18 protein-coding genes and 1 other annotated feature are annotated in these 18,050 nt (G+C 33.0%); of the genes, 3 read left to right on the top strand and 15 right to left on the bottom strand.

Annotated features, from left to right (window positions below; translation table 11 throughout):
• Window positions 1–40: 40 nt before the first annotated feature.
• The 8 genes from AC3B6G_RS06700 to AC3B6G_RS06735 all read right to left on the bottom strand — a co-directional run bounded on the left by AC3B6G_RS06700 (window position 41) and on the right by AC3B6G_RS06735 (window position 6,912).
• Window positions 41–736, bottom strand: coding sequence for an ABC transporter ATP-binding protein (locus AC3B6G_RS06700; RefSeq protein ID WP_489849638.1), 696 nt, complete (start codon window positions 734–736; stop codon window positions 41–43).
• 4 nt (window positions 737–740) lie between these two features.
• Window positions 741–1,808, bottom strand: a complete 1,068-nt coding sequence (locus tag AC3B6G_RS06705) for an FtsX-like permease family protein (RefSeq protein ID WP_489849639.1) — start codon at window positions 1,806–1,808, stop codon at window positions 741–743.
• 1 nt (window position 1,809) lies between these two features.
• A complete protein-coding gene (locus AC3B6G_RS06710) occupies window positions 1,810–2,388 on the bottom strand; it encodes a hypothetical protein (RefSeq protein ID WP_489849640.1) in 579 nt (192 codons plus the stop codon).
• Between the two features lie 121 nt (window positions 2,389–2,509).
• Window positions 2,510–3,367, bottom strand: a complete 858-nt coding sequence (locus AC3B6G_RS06715) for a MetQ/NlpA family ABC transporter substrate-binding protein (protein WP_489849641.1) — start codon at window positions 3,365–3,367, stop codon at window positions 2,510–2,512.
• Window positions 3,368–3,382: 15 nt separating this feature from the next.
• The gene (locus AC3B6G_RS06720; protein WP_489849642.1) at window positions 3,383–4,054 is read right to left on the bottom strand and encodes a methionine ABC transporter permease; all 672 of its coding nucleotides are present in this window, start codon (window positions 4,052–4,054) and stop codon (window positions 3,383–3,385) included.
• Window positions 4,044–5,087 carry a methionine ABC transporter ATP-binding protein gene (locus tag AC3B6G_RS06725; protein ID WP_489849643.1) on the bottom strand — a complete coding sequence of 348 codons (1,044 nt, stop codon included), beginning with the start codon at window positions 5,085–5,087 and terminating at the stop codon, window positions 4,044–4,046. The genes AC3B6G_RS06720 and AC3B6G_RS06725 overlap by 11 nt, the downstream gene beginning before the upstream one ends.
• Window positions 5,088–5,259: 172 nt before the next feature.
• Window positions 5,260–5,733, bottom strand: a complete 474-nt coding sequence (locus tag AC3B6G_RS06730; RefSeq protein WP_489849644.1) for an S-ribosylhomocysteine lyase — start codon at window positions 5,731–5,733, stop codon at window positions 5,260–5,262.
• 48 nt (window positions 5,734–5,781) lie between these two features.
• Entirely contained in the window at window positions 5,782–6,912 is a 1,131-nt protein-coding gene (locus tag AC3B6G_RS06735) for a 5-methyltetrahydropteroyltriglutamate--homocysteine S-methyltransferase (protein ID WP_489849645.1), read from the bottom strand.
• A gap of 507 nt (window positions 6,913–7,419) precedes the next feature.
• Window positions 7,420–7,677: a binding site (T-box leader), on the top strand.
• A 97-nt stretch (window positions 7,678–7,774) separates the two neighbouring features.
• Here AC3B6G_RS06735 and metE point away from each other — a divergent pair.
• From metE to AC3B6G_RS06750, 3 genes are all read left to right on the top strand, one after another.
• Entirely contained in the window at window positions 7,775–10,072 is a 2,298-nt protein-coding gene (gene metE, locus AC3B6G_RS06740) for a 5-methyltetrahydropteroyltriglutamate--homocysteine S-methyltransferase (protein WP_489849646.1), read from the top strand.
• Window positions 10,047–10,985, top strand: coding sequence for a methylenetetrahydrofolate reductase [NAD(P)H] (gene metF, locus AC3B6G_RS06745; RefSeq protein ID WP_489849647.1), 939 nt, complete (start codon window positions 10,047–10,049; stop codon window positions 10,983–10,985). The genes metE and metF overlap by 26 nt, the downstream gene beginning before the upstream one ends.
• Window positions 10,986–11,060: 75 nt before the next feature.
• The gene (locus AC3B6G_RS06750; protein WP_489849648.1) at window positions 11,061–11,939 is read left to right on the top strand and encodes a GRP family sugar transporter; all 879 of its coding nucleotides are present in this window, start codon (window positions 11,061–11,063) and stop codon (window positions 11,937–11,939) included.
• Between the two features lie 77 nt (window positions 11,940–12,016).
• Here AC3B6G_RS06750 and AC3B6G_RS06755 read toward each other — a convergent pair whose 3' ends face one another.
• From AC3B6G_RS06755 to AC3B6G_RS06785, 7 genes are all read right to left on the bottom strand, one after another.
• The gene (locus AC3B6G_RS06755) at window positions 12,017–12,589 is read right to left on the bottom strand and encodes a hypothetical protein (RefSeq protein WP_489849649.1); all 573 of its coding nucleotides are present in this window, start codon (window positions 12,587–12,589) and stop codon (window positions 12,017–12,019) included.
• A gap of 71 nt (window positions 12,590–12,660) precedes the next feature.
• Window positions 12,661–13,263 (bottom strand): nitroreductase family protein, encoded by a 603-nt coding sequence (locus AC3B6G_RS06760; RefSeq protein WP_489849650.1) that lies wholly within the window; start codon window positions 13,261–13,263, stop codon window positions 12,661–12,663.
• Between the two features lie 87 nt (window positions 13,264–13,350).
• Window positions 13,351–14,748: a DHA2 family efflux MFS transporter permease subunit gene (locus AC3B6G_RS06765; RefSeq protein ID WP_489849651.1), complete on the bottom strand. Its 1,398-nt coding sequence runs from the start codon at window positions 14,746–14,748 to the stop codon at window positions 13,351–13,353.
• Window positions 14,735–15,175: a MarR family winged helix-turn-helix transcriptional regulator gene (locus AC3B6G_RS06770; RefSeq protein WP_489849652.1), complete on the bottom strand. Its 441-nt coding sequence runs from the start codon at window positions 15,173–15,175 to the stop codon at window positions 14,735–14,737. Before AC3B6G_RS06770 ends, AC3B6G_RS06765 begins: the two co-directional genes overlap by 14 nt.
• A 135-nt stretch (window positions 15,176–15,310) precedes the next feature.
• Window positions 15,311–15,703: a hypothetical protein gene (locus tag AC3B6G_RS06775; RefSeq protein ID WP_489849653.1), complete on the bottom strand. Its 393-nt coding sequence runs from the start codon at window positions 15,701–15,703 to the stop codon at window positions 15,311–15,313.
• Between the two features lie 52 nt (window positions 15,704–15,755).
• Entirely contained in the window at window positions 15,756–16,193 is a 438-nt protein-coding gene (locus AC3B6G_RS06780; RefSeq protein WP_489849654.1) for an RrF2 family transcriptional regulator, read from the bottom strand.
• An 89-nt stretch (window positions 16,194–16,282) separates the two neighbouring features.
• A complete protein-coding gene (locus tag AC3B6G_RS06785; protein ID WP_489849655.1) occupies window positions 16,283–17,974 on the bottom strand; it encodes an MFS transporter in 1,692 nt (563 codons plus the stop codon).
• Between the last annotated feature and the right edge of the window lie 76 nt (window positions 17,975–18,050).

The following is an 18,050-nucleotide window of genomic DNA, read 5'->3' on the forward strand; positions in this document are numbered from 1 at the left end:
AAAGACTACTAAGTAGTTCTTAGTAGTCGTCTTTAATATATTAAACTAATTGCGTTTCTTTTATACTGATGAAATCACCATGCCCATCAACAATTTGATAGTTCCTATCAGCATATTGAACAAGCCTTGAATCATGCGTGATTAGCAGAACTAACTTGTTTTCTCGATGGGCTAATTGTTGAAATATTTTCATTACCTCAACCGCTTTCTTCCCATCCAAAGCTGCCGTTGGTTCATCAGCTAAAATTATTTTGGGATTAGCATATAATGCCTTGGCAATCGCAATTCGTTGCTGTTGTCCCCCAGAAAGTTCATCTGGATAATGATTCATTAAATCTTGAATATCCAAAAGTTTAACTATTTTTTGGAATTGATCAGGATTTAAATTGCCACTTTTTTTAGTTCGATCAATTAATTCAAATTGTTCTTTTACTTTCAAAAATGGTAATAAATTATAAGCTTGTAAAATAAAACCAATCTTATTCAATCTAAATCGTTCTTTTTTATGTCTACTTAGATTCTGATAACTAACATTATCAATTGAAATATCTCCACTTGTTGGCTGCAAAATTCCACCAATCAATTTTAGAAATGTACTTTTCCCGGAACCCGAAGGACCAGTAATCGTAATTAACTCTCCTTGATCAGCTGAAAAATTAATTTCATTTAATGCTTTAGTAGCACTTAATCCTTTTCCATATACTTTGTTAATATTCTTCAATTCTACTAATGTCATTTTACTATCCTCCCATAACAGTTGCTGGATCAATCTTTGTAATCGTTCTAACTGGAACGATTGAGCCAATCACTGCCATTATAATCATAATCACTATGACTCCGCTAATTAACATTGGATCAAAAACAATTGGGACAGCATTTGGAATACTTAAAGCTGTTAGGAAAGTTAAAATCCCACTAATGATTAGACCAATTATAGTTAACAATAGTGATTGAGCAATGATACTCCTTATCAATGTCCAGTCTGAAATTCCTTGAATCTTCATCACAGCAAAGAACTTGCTCTTTTGAATCGTTAAAATATATAGGAAAATTGCAATAATAAACATTGTGATAATTAATAGGAAAACAATCATAAACTCAAAAGTACTATTTTGGGCACTATATCCCGGTAGGTCTTGAATGAAGTCATTAATACTCATAATTTGTAAATCACTATTATTGATCTTGTGATGACCACTCTTGAACACAATGGCGCTAATAGCTTTATTTTGAGCCCCAAACTTCAAATCGCGAGCTCCATTTAAACTAGTATAAACAACTGGGGCAACGTTCAATTCTTGGTTTTTGGTAATTCCAACAATTTTATATTTAGGCGAGGTTTTACTAAAGCGAACCGTTTGACCTAAGCGATAATGATTTTGTTGAATCACATTTTGATCAACAACGATTTGACGATCATTTCTAAATTGATGGCCTTTGATGATCTGATATTGATGGGCAATAAATTGTTGTTTATCTATCCCTAAAATTTGAACACCAACTCGATTATTTTGGTGAAGGTTCTGCATATTTGCACTAGCTTGACTTATCTCAGCATATTTACCACTCTTTTTAACTGAATTTTGTTGTTGTTCAGTTAAATTAGACTGGGTCAATGATCCATCTGCATCCCGATTCAAAACAATTTGCGATGCATTCCATGAATCAATTGCTAACCGATTGGAACTAGCCAAGCCATTCGCTAACCCGGTTAAAACAAATACTAAATATGAAATCAACATAATAACCCCAATCACAAGGCTATAACGCAATTTATATTTTTTCATTTCTTTAATTGCTAAAAACATCTTATTTCTCCTTCTTTAATCCCGTTCTTAATAGATCTAAACTTCTCTTTAAATTATCCAAACTGATTTTAAAATCACTTCCAGTCAAAACTTCTTTAATCGTAGCGTGACTTACCATTGTCGCCATTTGAAAAGCAACATCGGCATTGGGAATGACTTCTTTATTATCAAGATAAAGTTTCAACCCTTTAAAATTATAATTTAAGCTTCCCATCATCAAAGTATATTGATTGAACTCAAAATATAATTTATAGAAATTTTGAAAAACAGAACCATTAATATTTTGCAAAAATGATTTTGTCGTTTGATAAAAAACGTCCATTGAATCTTTATGATTAGTTTTAAGGTGTTCATAGACATTAAAATGAACTTCTTTCAAAACCCTTTTCAATACATATAGATAGCTATCATCTAAATCAGTAAAATAGCTATAAAATGAACCCCGCGGAATTTCACAATCTTTCACAATTCTTGAAATCATTGCATCCGTTAATTTATATGTTGAATATTCTTTTAATAAAGATGCAAAAATCTGATTTTGCTTTTCTTGATTCAAATTCTCAAAAGTTTTTGATGGCATTTCATCATCTCCGTTCTAATGACACGGTGTCATAATTAACAACTACAATAATACTATTATGATGACACGGTGTCAATAAAATCAAAATAAAAAAGATTCCATCGTTATGGAATCCTTGTTATTAATATTTAAAAGCTGGATAACTAACTCCTTTGTAAATTTTATTGATCACTTTCGCAACTGATTTAGAATTATATGCTTTGACAATCTCTTTATATGTAGCATTATTCTTATCATTAGTCTTAGTCACCAAGATGTTGATCCATGGTTTGTTATATGGATCATTAATGTTAGGAGCAATCTTGAAAATTGAATTTTTTTCGGGATTCAAATGGTTTGCTTGAACAAAATTACTGTTGGTAATTCCTGCTGCAAAGTTAGGTAATAATTTAATAATTGCAGCTGCATCAACTTCTACAATTTGAACATGATGGGGATTACTAATAATATCATGTGGCGTTGGCGAGTAACCCTTACTAGGATTTGTTTTGATTATGCCTGCTTTTTGTAACACCTTTAATGCTCTTCCAGCATTGGTAGGGTCATTAGGAATTGCAATCTTTGCCCCATCCTTTATTTGATGTAATGACTTAAGTTTCTTTGAATAAACATTCAATGGTTGGATATAACTTTGACCAATTACGCTTAATTTAAAATGCTTTTGTTGAATCTGTTGCCGTAAAAAGGCATAGTGTTGAAATGCATTAATATCAATCTGACCACTGGCAGTTGCTTGATTCAAAGCTTGCCCATCATTAAAAACTTTTACATTAACATGAATATGCTTATCCTTTAAATTTTGATTAACTTGGTTCCAAATTGCGTTATCGGTGGTTCCAATTACCCCAACTGATACTTCTTTGTCTCCTTTTGAACTATTGCTATTAATACTTCCAGAAGCAATAATCCAAACTAGGATTCCAATTAAGACAATGACAGTTCCAATCGAACGCCATAATCGTTTTCTCTTCTTATTCATATTTTGACCTCCCAATTAATGATTAAGCAACTCTGCAATAATCGTGCCTAACATTTGAATAATGGTAACGATCAATAACAGAACAAGAATTGAAGCTAAAGTCACGTCAAATTGATTTTGTTGATAACCATATTGAATTGCAAAGTTACCAATTCCACCGCCACCAACTGTCCCCACAATTGCCGTTAACCCAACAAGACTAACAATCGTTGTCGTTGTCATTCTAGTTATACTAGCTAGGTTTTCATGAAGATAAATCTTTTTTACAATTTGCCAATTCGTTAACCCAATTGCTTGACCAGTTTCAATCAAACCAAATTTAGTTTGATTAAAAGCTGCTTCAATTTGGCGAGTAAAAAATGGTGTAATTCCGATAATCAATGGGAAAATAGTCCCCTTTACCCCAATCGCAGTTCCAGAAATAACAGTTGTTAATGGAATCAATGCTACAATTAAAATAATGAATGGAATCGATCTAAATAGATTCACAATTTTATCTAGAATGTTCCAAACAATAATATTGGGCTTAATTCCATTAGGTTGGGTGACAACTAAGCCAATTGCAATTACCAGACTGCATAAAAAAGCAATCACTCCAGAAATTACAACCATTTCTAAGGTTTGAATAATAGAACTAGTAAACGCTTGATAGTTACTTGCTACATTAGGAAAATAATTACTTAACATCACTCAACACCTCCAATCGAATATCTGTTTCGTTCAATAGATAATCTCTAGCATCTTTAATTGCTGCTGATTCTCCTTCAAGAACTACGACTAAATTTCCCAATAATTGACCTTGAAGTAGTTTAACGTTTCCAGTAATGATATTAACGTTGACATCAAATTTTCTGGATAAATATGAAATTAGCGGTTCCACAGTACTACCACTTTGATATGTGATTTGTAACAAATGTTCACCATTTTTTAAGTGCAATGTATTAATAAAATCTTTTGGTAAATCAATGTTGGATGCCGCATTCACGAACCGCTTTGTTAAAGGATCCTTTGGCGATGCAAAAACTTGATATGTTTCGCCTTGTTCAACAATGTTGCCATGATCAAGAACCGCAACGTGGTCACAAATACTTTCAATCACGTTCATTTCATGAGTGACTACGATTACCGTTATGTCATATTTAGTATTTAATTCCTTCAATAACTGTAAAATACTGGTCGTTGTTTCTGGATCTAAGGCACTGGTTGCTTCATCACACAATAATACTTTCGGATCATTAACTAACGCTCTAGCAATTGCAATCCGTTGTTGTTGCCCACCTGACAAAGAAGCAGGATAAGCAGAAGCTTTATCTGATAAACCAACTAAATCTAATAACTTCGTGACCTTTTGATCAATTTCTTTTTTAGAAAAATGCTTGTATTGAATCGGTAGTGCCACATTTTGGGCAATCGTTAAATTTGGTAATAAATTAAATTGTTGGAAAATCATACTGATCGAACCTCGTAATTGTAATAATTGACGATTGTTCAATTGATTCACGACTTGCCCATCAAATGTAACTTCTCCAGTCGTAGGCTTTTCCAATCCATTAATACATCTAATTAACGTTGACTTTCCAGCTCCACTATATCCAATAATTCCAAAAATACTCCCCTGTGGAATTGATAAATCAATTCCCTTTAGAACTGGATTAACTCCATTATCAGTCACAAATTGTTTCTTAACGTCTTTAAAATCGATTAACTTGGCTTGAGTCATGAATGCCACCTCCCCTTTTGAAATAAGAATTAAACTTTTCAATAATTTTCTTTCCGTTGAATGCGCACATTACAAGGGATAAGTAGAAAATCCAAAATGCAACAAAGATACTAAATTTGATTAAAAAACTAATGATTAATGCCATCCTAATTACCCCCTATAATATAATTAACTAAATTGGTTTCCGAACATATGGATCAGTACTAATCTTTTGGTCAAGAATCGTCTTGCTCCAAGCTTTAGCACCAAATAGTGAATGATCACGCCAGTTTCCACAAGTATATTTGGTTGTTCCTTGAACATCGTCCCAGGTAAAATTATTAGCAATTTCTTCTAATGAACTCTTTAAAGCTTTGGCAACTTCAGTTGTAGAATGAGAACCCCAAACGATTAAGTGAAAACCAGTCCGACAACCAAATGGTGAACAATCGATAACTCCATCTAAACGATCACGAAGTAATCCTGCAAGAGAATGTTCAATTGTGTGTAACGCAGCAGTAGGAATTGCATTTTCATTGGGTTGAACTAATCGTAAATCGTAATTTGAAATGACATCACCCTTTGGTCCTTTTTCTTCAGTGATTAAACGAACGTATGGTGCTTTAACCTTTGTGTGATCTAATGTAAAACTTTCAACTTTAGCCATAATTATTATCTCCTTAAGTAATTTATTATAAGTAATTTCTAATTTATTTTATTTATGCCAAATTTTATTAGCAGTATCGATAACTAATTTAATCTTGTTCCATTGTTGTTCCTCGGTTAAGTGGTTCCCTTCTTCCGTAGAAGCAAAGCCACATTGAGTACTCAATGATAAATCTTCTAATTTAACAAATTGAGATGCTTCTTTGACTCGTTCTGCTAATCTAGTTTCTGATTCTAATTCTGGTTTTTTAGAAGTAACTAATCCGAGCACAACTTCTTTTCCATCTGGAACCTTAACTAGTGGATCAAAATCTCCGGAACGGGAATCATCAAATTCTAAGTAGAACGCATCAACATGTTCTTTTGCAAACAATGTATCAGCAACTGGGCCATAACCACCTGATGATGCCCAAGTAGATGCATAGTTTCCACGACAAACATGTGTACTTATTCTAAGGTCATCAGGCAAGTCCCGAATTGATTCATTATTAAATTGAAGATAAACTTCCTTTAGTTCTTCCACATCATCTGCAGAAATCCCAACTTTCTTTAATGCATTTTTATCAACAATCATTCCCCAGGTACAGTCATCAAGCTTTACATCTCGACATCCTGCATCATACAAAGCTAAAATCAAATCATGATATGCTTTAGAAAGATCTTTAACTAAGTCCTGATGTTTAGGATAAAATTGCTTTAATTTTTCAACATTATCTTTTCCACGAATTAACTCAGCATAACATTGAGCTGGAGATGGAATACTTTGACGAGGTGTAACGTCTAAATCATCAGTAACTTCTTTTAAATATTTAAATGCTAATAAATCCGGATGATTAGGATTGAACTTAATCTTGCCATCAACTTGAGCTGAATCATTTCTGGTCTCAACATCATGGAATCTGTAACCCTCTTTATAATGAGTTTTCTTAATTCCATCAAATCCCCAAAAAGTATCCAAGTGCCACCAACTTCTTCTAAACTCCCCATCGGTAACAATCTTTAATCCCACTTGAGCTTCTTTTTGAACTAACTTTTTAATTTCTTGATCTTCCACTTGTTTTAATTGCTCATGATCAATTTGATTATTTTCAAACTTAACTCGTGCTTCCTTCAAAACTTCGGGGCGTAAGAAACTTCCAACAATATCATAATGTAATTCTTCATTCTTAAACTTTGGCATAAGAAACATCTCCTTAAAAATTTATATAAAAAAAGCGCCCCTAGATCCAGAACTTAATCTGTATCTAGGGGCGCTTTATGTACGCGGTACCACCCTGAATTCACTAGTCCAAAATATAGAACTAGCCTCAACCAGTACACTGTAGTAGCTATACTGAAACATAATATCGAATGTTAACCGTAATCAGCTCATTATAGTAACTCACCAATTAAAACTACTCCGGGACCATCTTCGTTGGTAGCCAAAACACTGCATCTCACCAAACGCAGCTCTCTTTAGAATTGCTTGCCAACTACTCATCCGTTCTCTGTAGCTGTTGTTATATGTTGGTGATAATATTACGCTATTAAAAATAAAAGTCAACCCTTTATTTTCATTTTTTTGATTTGTTTTTTTCATTTTTTAATTGCTTCTATATATAACTAAATATCAAAAAAATTAATTTAATTTATTTTAACATTAGTGTTGACAATCCTAAAAAAACAGCATATAGTTATGTCAATCATTTAAATTGCATTGACGAGATAAGTACTTTAGATCGTTAGTTACAGAAAATCGGGAATGATGAGAACCGATACTAACCCACTTTAGGAAAATGGTCTCCGAGCAATCCCCTTAAGTTAGTGAGTCAAAAGATAAGCTACTTACGATTAACTTTCGTTATCAAGTTGCCGGATAGCTATGATAAGTGTCCGGATTGAGAGCTAACAAATACGGTTAGCTAAATTAGGGTGGTACCGCGTACATATTATGAACGCCCCTAGAACTAGTGATAACTGGTTCTAGGGGCGTTTTTTTGTACCCAAAATAAATGAGAATGGATGATAACTATAGATTTAAAAATATAAAGGAGTTTTTTATTATGACAGTTACAACAATTGGATTTCCCCGTATTGGTGAACACCGTGAATTAAAATTTGCTACAGAACATTACTGGAAAAAACAAATCAGCCAAGAAGAATTAAATCAAAAAGCTGACGAATTGAAAATTAAGCACTGGAAAGAACAACAAGCTGCCGGAATTGATTTAATCCCCGTTGGTGATTTTTCATTCTTTGATAACTTTTTAGACACCGCAGTTGCATTCAACATCGTCGATAAAAGATACAAAGACTTGAACCTATCTCCATTAGACGAATATTTTGCTCAAGCTCGTGGTTATCAACATGGTGACGAAAGTGTCAAAGCTCTTCCAATGAAAAAATGGTTCAACACTAACTACCATTACATCGTTCCAGAATTTCATTCTGATACTGACATTAAATTCAACGGCAGCAAGTTGTTTACTGAATTAAAGCTTGCTAAAGCTAATGGGGTTAATCCTAAGGCTGTCATTGTCGGTCCTTATACTCTTTTAAGATTATCAAGATTCTTAGACGAAACCGCTCCTGAACAATTTATCAATAAGTTAGTTGATGGCTATAAAGATTTATTCAAACAACTAGATAAATCAAATATTGAATGGTTAGAATTAGACGAACCTGCTCTTTCATTCGACGTTACTGATAGTGAAAAGAGAGTTTTTGATAAGATATATGATTCTTTATTAGCTCAACCACATAAAGTAAAAGTTTTGATTCAAAATTACTTTGGTGATCTAAGAGACATTTATGAAGACGTTATTTCTAAACCTTTTGATGCTGTCGGCCTTGACTTAGTTGAAGGAATTCATAACTTAGAATTAGTTGAAGAAGTTGGCTTTCCAAGTGATAAGACATTATTTGCTGGTATCGTTAATGGTAAAAACATTTGGCGCAACAACTATGATCTTAGTTTAAAGAATTTAAATCAACTAAAAGCATCAACAAATGCTCCAATCGTTATTAATACTTCCTGTTCATTACTTCATGTTCCATATACCGCTAAGAACGAAGATAAATTAGGTCATGATGTTAAACAACATCTCGCATTTGCGATTGAAAAATTAAGTGAATTAACTGACTTGGATCATGTGTTTAGTAATGATGCTAAAGGAAAAGAAATTCTTGAACAAAATGAACAATTATTCAAAAATGTTAAACATCCCTTTAACGAAGCTGTTCATGATAGAATCAATAAATTAACGGATCAAGATTATCATCGTTTACCAAAACGCAGTGAACGTGAAAAAATCCAAAAAGAAGAATTTAAATTACCTGTTTTACCTACTACCACCATCGGTTCATTCCCACAAACCAGTGATGTTCGTGCTAATCGTCGTAAATTCCGTCATAATGAAATCTCTCGTGAAGAATACAATCAATTTAACAAGGATAAGATTGCAAGAATCATTAAAATTCAAGAAGATTTAGACCTAGACGTATTAGTTCACGGTGAATATGAACGAAACGACATGGTTGAGTACTTTGGTGAAAAACTTGATGGATTCGTCTTCACTCAAAATGGATGGGTTCAATCCTATGGGACTCGTGGAGTTAAGCCTCCAATTATTTGGGGTGATGTTAGTAGAACAGCTCCAATCACTGTTGACGCTTCTGTCTATGCTAATAGCCTAACTGATCGTTGGTTAAAGGGAATGATTACTGGCCCTGTTACTATTTTCAACTGGTCCTTCCCTCGTGAAGATATCGCTAGAAAAGAAACGGTTACCCAAATTGCATTAGCCCTTCGGGATGAAGTCTTAGATCTTGAAAAACACGATATTAAGATCATTCAAGTTGATGAACCTGCTTTACGTGAAAACCTACCGCTTCGTAAGACTGACTGGAACTCAGAATATCTTGACTGGGCTGTTCCAGCATTTAGATTAGTTCACAGTGGTGTTCAACCAAGTACCCAAATTCATACTCATATGTGTTACAGCGAATTTAATGACATTTTACCAGCTATCGATAACTTAGATGCCGATGTCATTTCATTCGAAGCATCCCGAGGCGACTTCACATTGATCGATCAATTGGTTAAGGATAATTTCCAAACCGAAGTCGGTCCGGGAGTTTACGACATTCACTCACCTCGGGTTCCATCAGAAGAAGAACTACAAAAATTAATTGAACAATTCTGCCACAAACTTAACATTTCAAAGATTTGGATTAACCCAGATTGTGGACTTAAGACTCGTGGTGAAGAAGAATCATTTGAAAGTCTAAAGAACATGGTCACAGCAACTAAGGACGTAAGAAAGGAGCTTAAAAATGAGCAATCTAACGGACAAATTTAAAAAGAAAACCGTTTTCTCACTGGAAGTCTTTCCACCCAGAAAACAATCGTCACTTGATTCAATCGTTAATCCATTAAATGAATTAAATGCTGTCCATCCCGATTTTATTTCAGTTACATTAGGTGCCGGTGGTTCTGCTCAAAATAACGGAACGATAAAAGTTGCTGATATTATTCAAAATCAACTTCATGTCCCTGCCGTTGCCCATGTCCCAGGAATCTATCAAACCCCTGCTCAGATTGATGACTTAATTCAAAAGTTAGACCAAATTGGTGTTCACAATATTTTAGCATTACGTGGTGATTTAATTCCAAATTTACCTAGTCCAAACTTTTTTCACCATGCAAATGAGTTAATGAACTATATTCATAATAAGTATCCTCAATTCAGCATCGCCGGAGCATGTTATCCTGAATGCCATCCGGAAGCAACTAGCTTTATCGATGATATTCGTCACCTTCAATACAAGGTCAATGCCGGATGTGATCATTTAATTTCACAATTATTTTTTGATAATAACGTCTTCTTCGATTTTCAAGAAAAACTATCTCTTGCTAATATTGATGTTCCAGTTGAAGCCGGCATTATGCCTTGTACTAGTAAGAAACAAATTGAACGAATTGCTGAAATATCTGGCATCCCTGTTCCCAAGAAATTCCGCAGTATTTTAGATCGATATGCTGATAATAAACTGGCCTTAAAGGATGCTGGCATTGCTTATGCAATTGACCAAATCATCGATTTAGTTTCTGAAGGAGTAGATGGGATTCATCTTTACACAATGAATCATCCAGATGTTGCTCAAAGAATTTGGGAAGCTACTCACAATATCTTTGAAGCAACAAAACATCAATCAAATGATATTCAATCAGGAACTAGTGATTCAAACGATTTGATTTTAAAAGCTAATTAAAAAAGATTGTGCATATTTACACAATCTTTTTATTTTGCTATAATATAATCATCGAATAAAAAAGGAGTTTTTCAATTGAATATTATCATTGGTCTTTTACCAGCCCTAATGTGGGGAATCGGACCCATCATCGCTACTCTTGCTGGTGGACGCCCTTCAAATCAACTTGTTGGAACTGTTTACGGACAAATTATTATTGGAGTTATCCTCTATTTAATTTTCCGTCCATCAATTTCAGCAGCTGATTTCTGGTGGTGTTTTGCAGGTGGATTCCTATGGTCGATTGCTCAACTAATGCAATTTATGGCGTTGGTAAAGATGAACGTCTCAACTGCAATGCCAATTTCAACCGGACTACAATTAGTTGAAATTCCATTAGTAGGAGTCATCGTTTGGGGTGAATGGGCTTCAGGTACTGCTAAACTGCTCGGTTTCCTAAGTATCGTGATTTTGATCATTGGAATTACCATGACAAGCTTAAAAGATAAAGCTGATACCTCGGGCAAGGGAAAGAAACTAGATTATAAAGCTGGTCTTCCATTATTAATCATTGGTTCTTTAGGTTATACAGCATGTTCTGTATTCCCACGAGTACCACAAGCTAGTGGAATGCAAGGTGTTTTACCACAATGTATCGGAATGTTCGTTGGTGGAATTTTACTTGGTTTCTACATGCGTTCAAAGGAAAAACAACCTGTGTTCTTCACTAAATCTACTTTTATCACTAGTTCAATCGGTATTTTCGGTGGATTCGGAACATTAACTTACTTAATTTCCATGAATGAAAATGGAGTATCAAATGCTTTTCCACTTACCCAATTAAACGTTATCGTTGCTACAATTGGGGGAATCTTCATCTTACATGAACATAAAGATAAAAAAGAAATGACTTTTACAATCATTGGATTAATATTAGTTCTAATAAGTGCATTTATTATTAGTCGTTTAAGTTAATCGATCAAAAATGTTATTTATATAAATAAAAGACTTATAATTGTTAGAATTTATCTAATAGTTATAAGTCTTTTTTATTATTTCGCTTGCGATTGGTATTTATCAGGATGATTGACAAAATCAGCAAGAAACTCTAAGAAATCATTTAACTCCTGATCGAATAATTTTTCTTCATCAGCCCCAATCCGAACTTGTGAATTAGAAATATAAATTCGATTAAATTTAAGGTGATACTTATTGATTCGTTGTAAAATTAAATCATCTGGATTAACAATACTGTCAATCGGAACATAATTATAATGATCACGTAAATAAGAATTATCGTGAATATTAAGTGCCCCGTATTGATCGATTAAAATCTTTACAGTATACTGATCATCAAGTTTAATAACCGCTTTTACTAACGAGTCATCATCCACATATTCGACTTCGGTCGTGGCATTAAATTTTGGATGCTGAGCAAAGAAATGCTTGATCCAAGTATGCAAAATATCAGTTGTCACCGGCTTTACTTTTTGGGTATTACGATCGATAACATATTCAGGATGCTTCCAGTAAAAACGAACTTGATCCATCAATGATTTATCAGTAAACGCCTTATCACGTAATTTAACAAATTCAGGTTTATAAATTTTTTTAGGTTCAGTCATAATATGGCTCCTTTAATCATGGGTTAAACATTATTGATTTAACATACTTAGGAAACCTTTAAAATATTCAATTATTTATATTCTCTAAATCTTTCTTTATCATCCATGTAATCTTTCTTGCCGGCTGGAGCTTCAATTGATCCAAAGTCCATTTCAGCTCGTAAGCGCCATTTCTTTGGGATATCAAATTCTTTTGCAATGGCGTCATCAATTAGTGGATTGTAATGTTGAAGATTTGCCCCAATATTATTTTCAGCTAAACCAGTCCAAACAGCAAATTGGGCATTTCCTTGAGCTTGTTCAGACCAATCAGGGAAGTTTTCAGCATAAGTTGGGAACTTAGCTTGATGCTTCTTAACAACATCCATATCAGTAAACCAAAGAATGGTTCCATAAGCAGCCTTAAAGCCTTCAACTTTTTCTTTCGTCTTCGCAAAAGCACCATCATCTTTAATCTTTCTACGAAGGGCCTTCAATACGATGTCCCAAACTTTTTCATGATATTTTCCATAAGTAATAACGGCTCGGGTCGTTTGATTATTAAATGGAGATGGGGTCTCCTTAATTGTCTTCTTAATAAAATCAGTTAATTCATCAGGAGTTTCTTTAATATTACGTCCTAATGCATAAATTGAACGACGTTTCTTTTCTAATTCTAACATTTCTGTTTTCATATTATTTCTCCTCACAATTCATATGATTCTTAACAATTAATAGTGTACAACATAACCTGTTAGCTAACAAACCATTTGCTTTAAATTTTAAACCTTATTGTTTCTCCGTAATCCCATGATTAAAATAACGGTTTGAATAACCATAATTATTAACAAAAGAAGAAAACCATGATGAGCCCCAATAGCCGTTCCGGTTATCTTAGGAACGCCACTGGCATTTTGACTAACTGCTACGACTGCTGAAATAACTGATGTTCCAATTGCTCCTGCTAGTTGTTGAACGGTATTGTTGATGGCATTTCCATCAGCTGCAAATTTAACGTTCAAAGCCCGAATCCCATTAGTCATTAAATTACTGAACATCAAACCCATCCCTAACATGTAGACCGTGTAGAGAATAACCATTGCGATGTCTGATAAATTTAAACCTAAGATGAATAACAATAAATTAGCTACAATTAAAAAACATGAACCAATCATAAGTGGTTTTTTAGGACCAAACTTATCCATCAATTTACCAGCGATCGGCGCCATACAAGCACCTAGAACGGCACCGGGTAACATAACTAAACCGGCTGCAAAAGCACTTTGTTTACTTACGATTTGAATATAGTTCGGTAAGATAAAAGATAAACCTAGCGTCGTGAATTGAATTCCGGCAATCGCAATTACATGACTGCTAAACCCAAAATTAGTTAACGTTTTTAAATTAATAATTGGATCAGACAATTTATTAGAACGAATGACCCATGCAAGTAAAGCAATCAAACCAATTAAAATGAACAAACCACTTTGCATTAAAGAAGCATTGGCACTTCCTAATTGACTAAATCCATAAACTAAACTGCCAAATGTTACAATGATCATTCCAAAACTCCAACCATCAAAACTAGCTTTTTCCAATGGACTAGATTGTTTAATTGTTGTAACTCCTAAAAATAAGGAAATAAGAATCAATGGAATTAATAAAATAAAAATGAAACGCCAGCCAATTGAAGATACCATTGCTCCACCAAAAATGGGGCCAACAGCAGGAGCAATGGCAGTAATTAGAGCTCCTACTCCCATCATCATCCCTTTTTTATCTTCGGGAACTTGTTCTAAAATAATATTGAACATCAAAGGCAAGGAAAGTCCGGTTCCAATTCCTTGGATTGCTCTACCTAATACTAACAAAGCAAAATCTGGTGAAAATGAATCTAAACATAATCCAATCAAGAACAATAGATTAGCTACCACAAAAACACTTTTCATTTTATAACGTTTTTTTAGAATTGCAGATAGTGGGACAACAATTGCGACTAATAGTAAATTAATTGTTGTCATCCATTGAACCGCATCAGTTGATACGCCAAATTGATTCATTAAAGTTGGAAAGGCAATATTGACAGCTGTTTCTCCTACTACTCCACAAAATGACATTAATCCAGCAGCAATAATCGATAACATTAGACTAACTGGAATTTTCTCTTTAACATTTTCCATAATCAGTTGTTCCTCCATGAATAATTTTATTTAATAATTTAGTAAATTCTTCGATTTCTTTATCAGACATAATCGAATGTAAATGTTCACTTTCTAGACTTAAATAATCCTTTGTTTTAGAACGGATTTGAAGTGCTTTATCAGTCAAAACAATGTGCTTTAACCGGGCATCCTTTTCATCTGGTTCTTTTTGAATCAGACCATGTTCCTCCATCCGATTCAATAGGATCGATACCGTAGATCTTTTAACCACTAACATTTTTTCAATATCTCGTGGGCAAACGTTACTATCTCTTTTATCATATAGATAATCAATTAATAACAGTTGGTTTCCTGTTAACCCAAATTTTTTTGTATAATTATCAAAATTTGTAACTATCTGATTAGAAGCAATTTTTAACAGTTTGCCGATTGCTTCACCTTTCATAATAATTCTCTCCTTTTTGTTAGCTGTCTAACAAGATTATCCTACCATATTTTTTTTATTCACGTAAGGAATTTAGCAAATAAAAAAACTACCTAGAAATTAATAATAATTCTAAGTAGTTAGTTAAGTAAGTTATTATGCTAATTGTGTTAGTTTTTGGGCTAATTGGGAATATGTGATTGGCTCATCATTGTCAGGATCTAACCAAATAACCTTTGTTAGATGATTTTGTTTCAATAATTGAGCAACTTGGGCATACTTGGCAACTTTTCCATAGTCACCCTTTCCCATTGCATTGTCAATCAATGTGTCAAAGTCATTAGCAAATTTAAATTCTAAATCACGAAGTTTAGCATTAAATGAAGCTTGATCAAATTCCATAATAATTTTTTGTGCAGTTTTTTCATCGTTCGATTGACGAACTTTATCAACGAATCGATTTCCTTCAACAAATCGATCAAAATCAAAAATCTTTTCTTTTTGTAACTGATTTAAATAGTTTAATAAATTAGGATATTTTTGTGACATATTAATGGCTCCTTTTGAACGTATGCGTTAATTATAACATAACAGATGTGTTCTATTTAACATTAAGGATATCTGCTAAACTCGTGTTCTTAAGTTCTAAAAGCATCTTTTCTTCTATTGTATTCAAAACATTTTTTTCATTATTGACCCATGTTTCAACTTCAGTTTTATTTCTATCAAATGAGTCAAAATCAAATGAATCATATATTTTAAATAATGGATTAACTCCCTCAATTGAATTAAATATATCTAAAAGAGAAATTTGATTAGTATCCTTACTCAATGCTAATCCACCATCAATACCTGCCTTCGTATCCAATAAGCCATTTTTTTTCATTAACGAAATCAGTCTTTTTATACTTGGAACAGGTATCTTTAATTTATCAGAAATATTTTTAATTGATAAATATTTACAATCTTCCATTTGAGATCCAGCTCCTATATAAGCCATAATGGAAATTGATTGTGAAAAAGCGGTTGAATATGCCATTAAATCATCTTCTCTTTTAAATTAATTAAATTATATAGATTTATTATACAATTTAATCAGCTAATTTCCTAAAGTAAACCAGTTATTTCTTAAAAACTTAAATGATTATTTTTTTTAGTTGATTTTTTATTCAATCGACGAAAAATAAATGCTAACAAAATGATTGAAAAAACAAATGGATTAGCAATCTTATATATTTTGGTAAATGCTTGTGAGAATTGCTTCTTAGTATTATGTCTGACTCTTGTAGTAGCTAGATTAATCTTATTTTCTGTTTTTTTAATTTTACTATTAATCTTTTTAACAATTGTTGGCTTCAATTTAGAACGCATCTGAACAGGAAATTTTATCAATTCTGCATTAATTATCTTATTCTCTTGAGCATTAGAAACATGGTATGGTTTATTTTTTTCATTTTTCTCTTCACGAATACGCTTTGTTACTTGACGTTTCATCCTATTTGTTTGATTAGAACTAAGATTCAATCGTTCAACTTGGTTTTTAGCATAACTAATTGATTGATTTTTAGCTGTCTTTACATTATTGCTTAATGCTGTAATAAAGATAGAAGCTGCTAAAGCAAAACCTATCAATCTCATTACTAAAATAACTGGTTGAGAGGACGATAATAAATCTCCATTAAAATCAGATGCTGCTAAACTTTGCATAGCCCCAGTTATGATTCCATAACCTGCACCTAATACTGCACAAGCAATTGCCACATGAAACTGATTATACATATTAATATTCCAAAGAAGAATATAAGCTACTCCCATAAATAAAGCAGCTAAAATAATGGAAATTCGACCACCAATTTTTTTAGCTAACATTGATGCAATTGGCGAAAATACCACGATCATTGCTGATGCAGGTGTAATTAACAATGCTGCAGTTAAATCACTCTTATTTTGTAAACTAACGAAGTAAGTTGGTAATACTGATAGAACACCAACAAAGAAAACCGTTCCGATTAACATAGATAATGCTGAACCATTAAATTGACGATAAGTAAATAATTTCATTGGAATCATTGGATAGTCAATTCGACGTTCATATAAAATGAATAAAATTAAGGCAATAACACTAGTCACAAATAGACTAATGATGCTTGCGCTGCTCCATCCCCACTTGTTACCTTGAACTAGAGCCAACGTTAGTGAAAATAGAACAACTATACTTAGAATACTTCCTAAGATATCAATCTTACTATCAGTGACTTTTTCATTAAAGTTCATTGCTACTAAACAAAGGGCAATTGTAATAATTGCTAATGGAACATTTATAATAAACACCCATCGCCAATTAAATGCTTGAGCTAAACTTCCACCAATGCTAGGCCCTAATGCTCCTGCTAGTCCCTGCGTCATACTCAATAACGCAATCACCAAAGATCTTCTTTGAATTGGAACGATTGAAATCCCAATAATCATTGATAATGGAAAAACAAATGCAACTCCAAAAGCTTGAATTGATCTTCCCAAAATAACAATACTAATGTTTGGAGCAAAAGCAGCAATAATTGCTCCTATTAAAAAAATAAAAGTTCCAGCTAGGAACGATTTATTAACGCCAATTCTTTGTGCTAATCTGCCAAATGGAATTGTTAAAGCTGCAAAGATAATTGTATATGCGTTAATTGCCCAGGTCATTGAAGTCAAATTAGTATGCAAACCATGTTCAATTTCTGGTAAAACAACATTCATAATCGTTTCATTTACTAGACACATGAATGTACCAATACACATTGCAATAATTATGGACACTTTCTTGAAATTACTCATTATTAATTCTCCTTTATTATATAAACAGTATAAATCATTTATACTGTTTATATAATAACTCAAATTTTAACTTTTT

It is taken from the genome of Nicoliella sp. ESL1149, from assembly GCF_058107265.1.

Coding starts and splice junctions, on each gene's coding strand:
- AC3B6G_RS06700 (WP_489849638.1), bottom strand. CDS start 736: ATGACATTAGTAGAATTGAAGAATATTAACAAAGTATATGGAAAAGGA.
- AC3B6G_RS06705 (WP_489849639.1), bottom strand. CDS start 1,808: ATGTTTTTAGCAATTAAAGAAATGAAAAAATATAAATTGCGTTATAGC.
- AC3B6G_RS06710 (WP_489849640.1), bottom strand. CDS start 2,388: ATGCCATCAAAAACTTTTGAGAATTTGAATCAAGAAAAGCAAAATCAG.
- AC3B6G_RS06715 (WP_489849641.1), bottom strand. CDS start 3,367: ATGAATAAGAAGAGAAAACGATTATGGCGTTCGATTGGAACTGTCATT.
- AC3B6G_RS06720 (WP_489849642.1), bottom strand. CDS start 4,054: ATGTTAAGTAATTATTTTCCTAATGTAGCAAGTAACTATCAAGCGTTT.
- AC3B6G_RS06725 (WP_489849643.1), bottom strand. CDS start 5,087: ATGACTCAAGCCAAGTTAATCGATTTTAAAGACGTTAAGAAACAATTT.
- AC3B6G_RS06730 (WP_489849644.1), bottom strand. CDS start 5,733: ATGGCTAAAGTTGAAAGTTTTACATTAGATCACACAAAGGTTAAAGCA.
- AC3B6G_RS06735 (WP_489849645.1), bottom strand. CDS start 6,912: ATGCCAAAGTTTAAGAATGAAGAATTACATTATGATATTGTTGGAAGT.
- metE (WP_489849646.1), top strand. CDS start 7,775: ATGACAGTTACAACAATTGGATTTCCCCGTATTGGTGAACACCGTGAA.
- metF (WP_489849647.1), top strand. CDS start 10,047: ATGAGCAATCTAACGGACAAATTTAAAAAGAAAACCGTTTTCTCACTG.
- AC3B6G_RS06755 (WP_489849649.1), bottom strand. CDS start 12,589: ATGACTGAACCTAAAAAAATTTATAAACCTGAATTTGTTAAATTACGT.
- AC3B6G_RS06760 (WP_489849650.1), bottom strand. CDS start 13,263: ATGAAAACAGAAATGTTAGAATTAGAAAAGAAACGTCGTTCAATTTAT.
- AC3B6G_RS06765 (WP_489849651.1), bottom strand. CDS start 14,748: ATGGAAAATGTTAAAGAGAAAATTCCAGTTAGTCTAATGTTATCGATT.
- AC3B6G_RS06770 (WP_489849652.1), bottom strand. CDS start 15,175: ATGAAAGGTGAAGCAATCGGCAAACTGTTAAAAATTGCTTCTAATCAG.
- AC3B6G_RS06775 (WP_489849653.1), bottom strand. CDS start 15,703: ATGTCACAAAAATATCCTAATTTATTAAACTATTTAAATCAGTTACAA.
- AC3B6G_RS06780 (WP_489849654.1), bottom strand. CDS start 16,193: ATGGCATATTCAACCGCTTTTTCACAATCAATTTCCATTATGGCTTAT.
- AC3B6G_RS06785 (WP_489849655.1), bottom strand. CDS start 17,974: ATGAGTAATTTCAAGAAAGTGTCCATAATTATTGCAATGTGTATTGGT.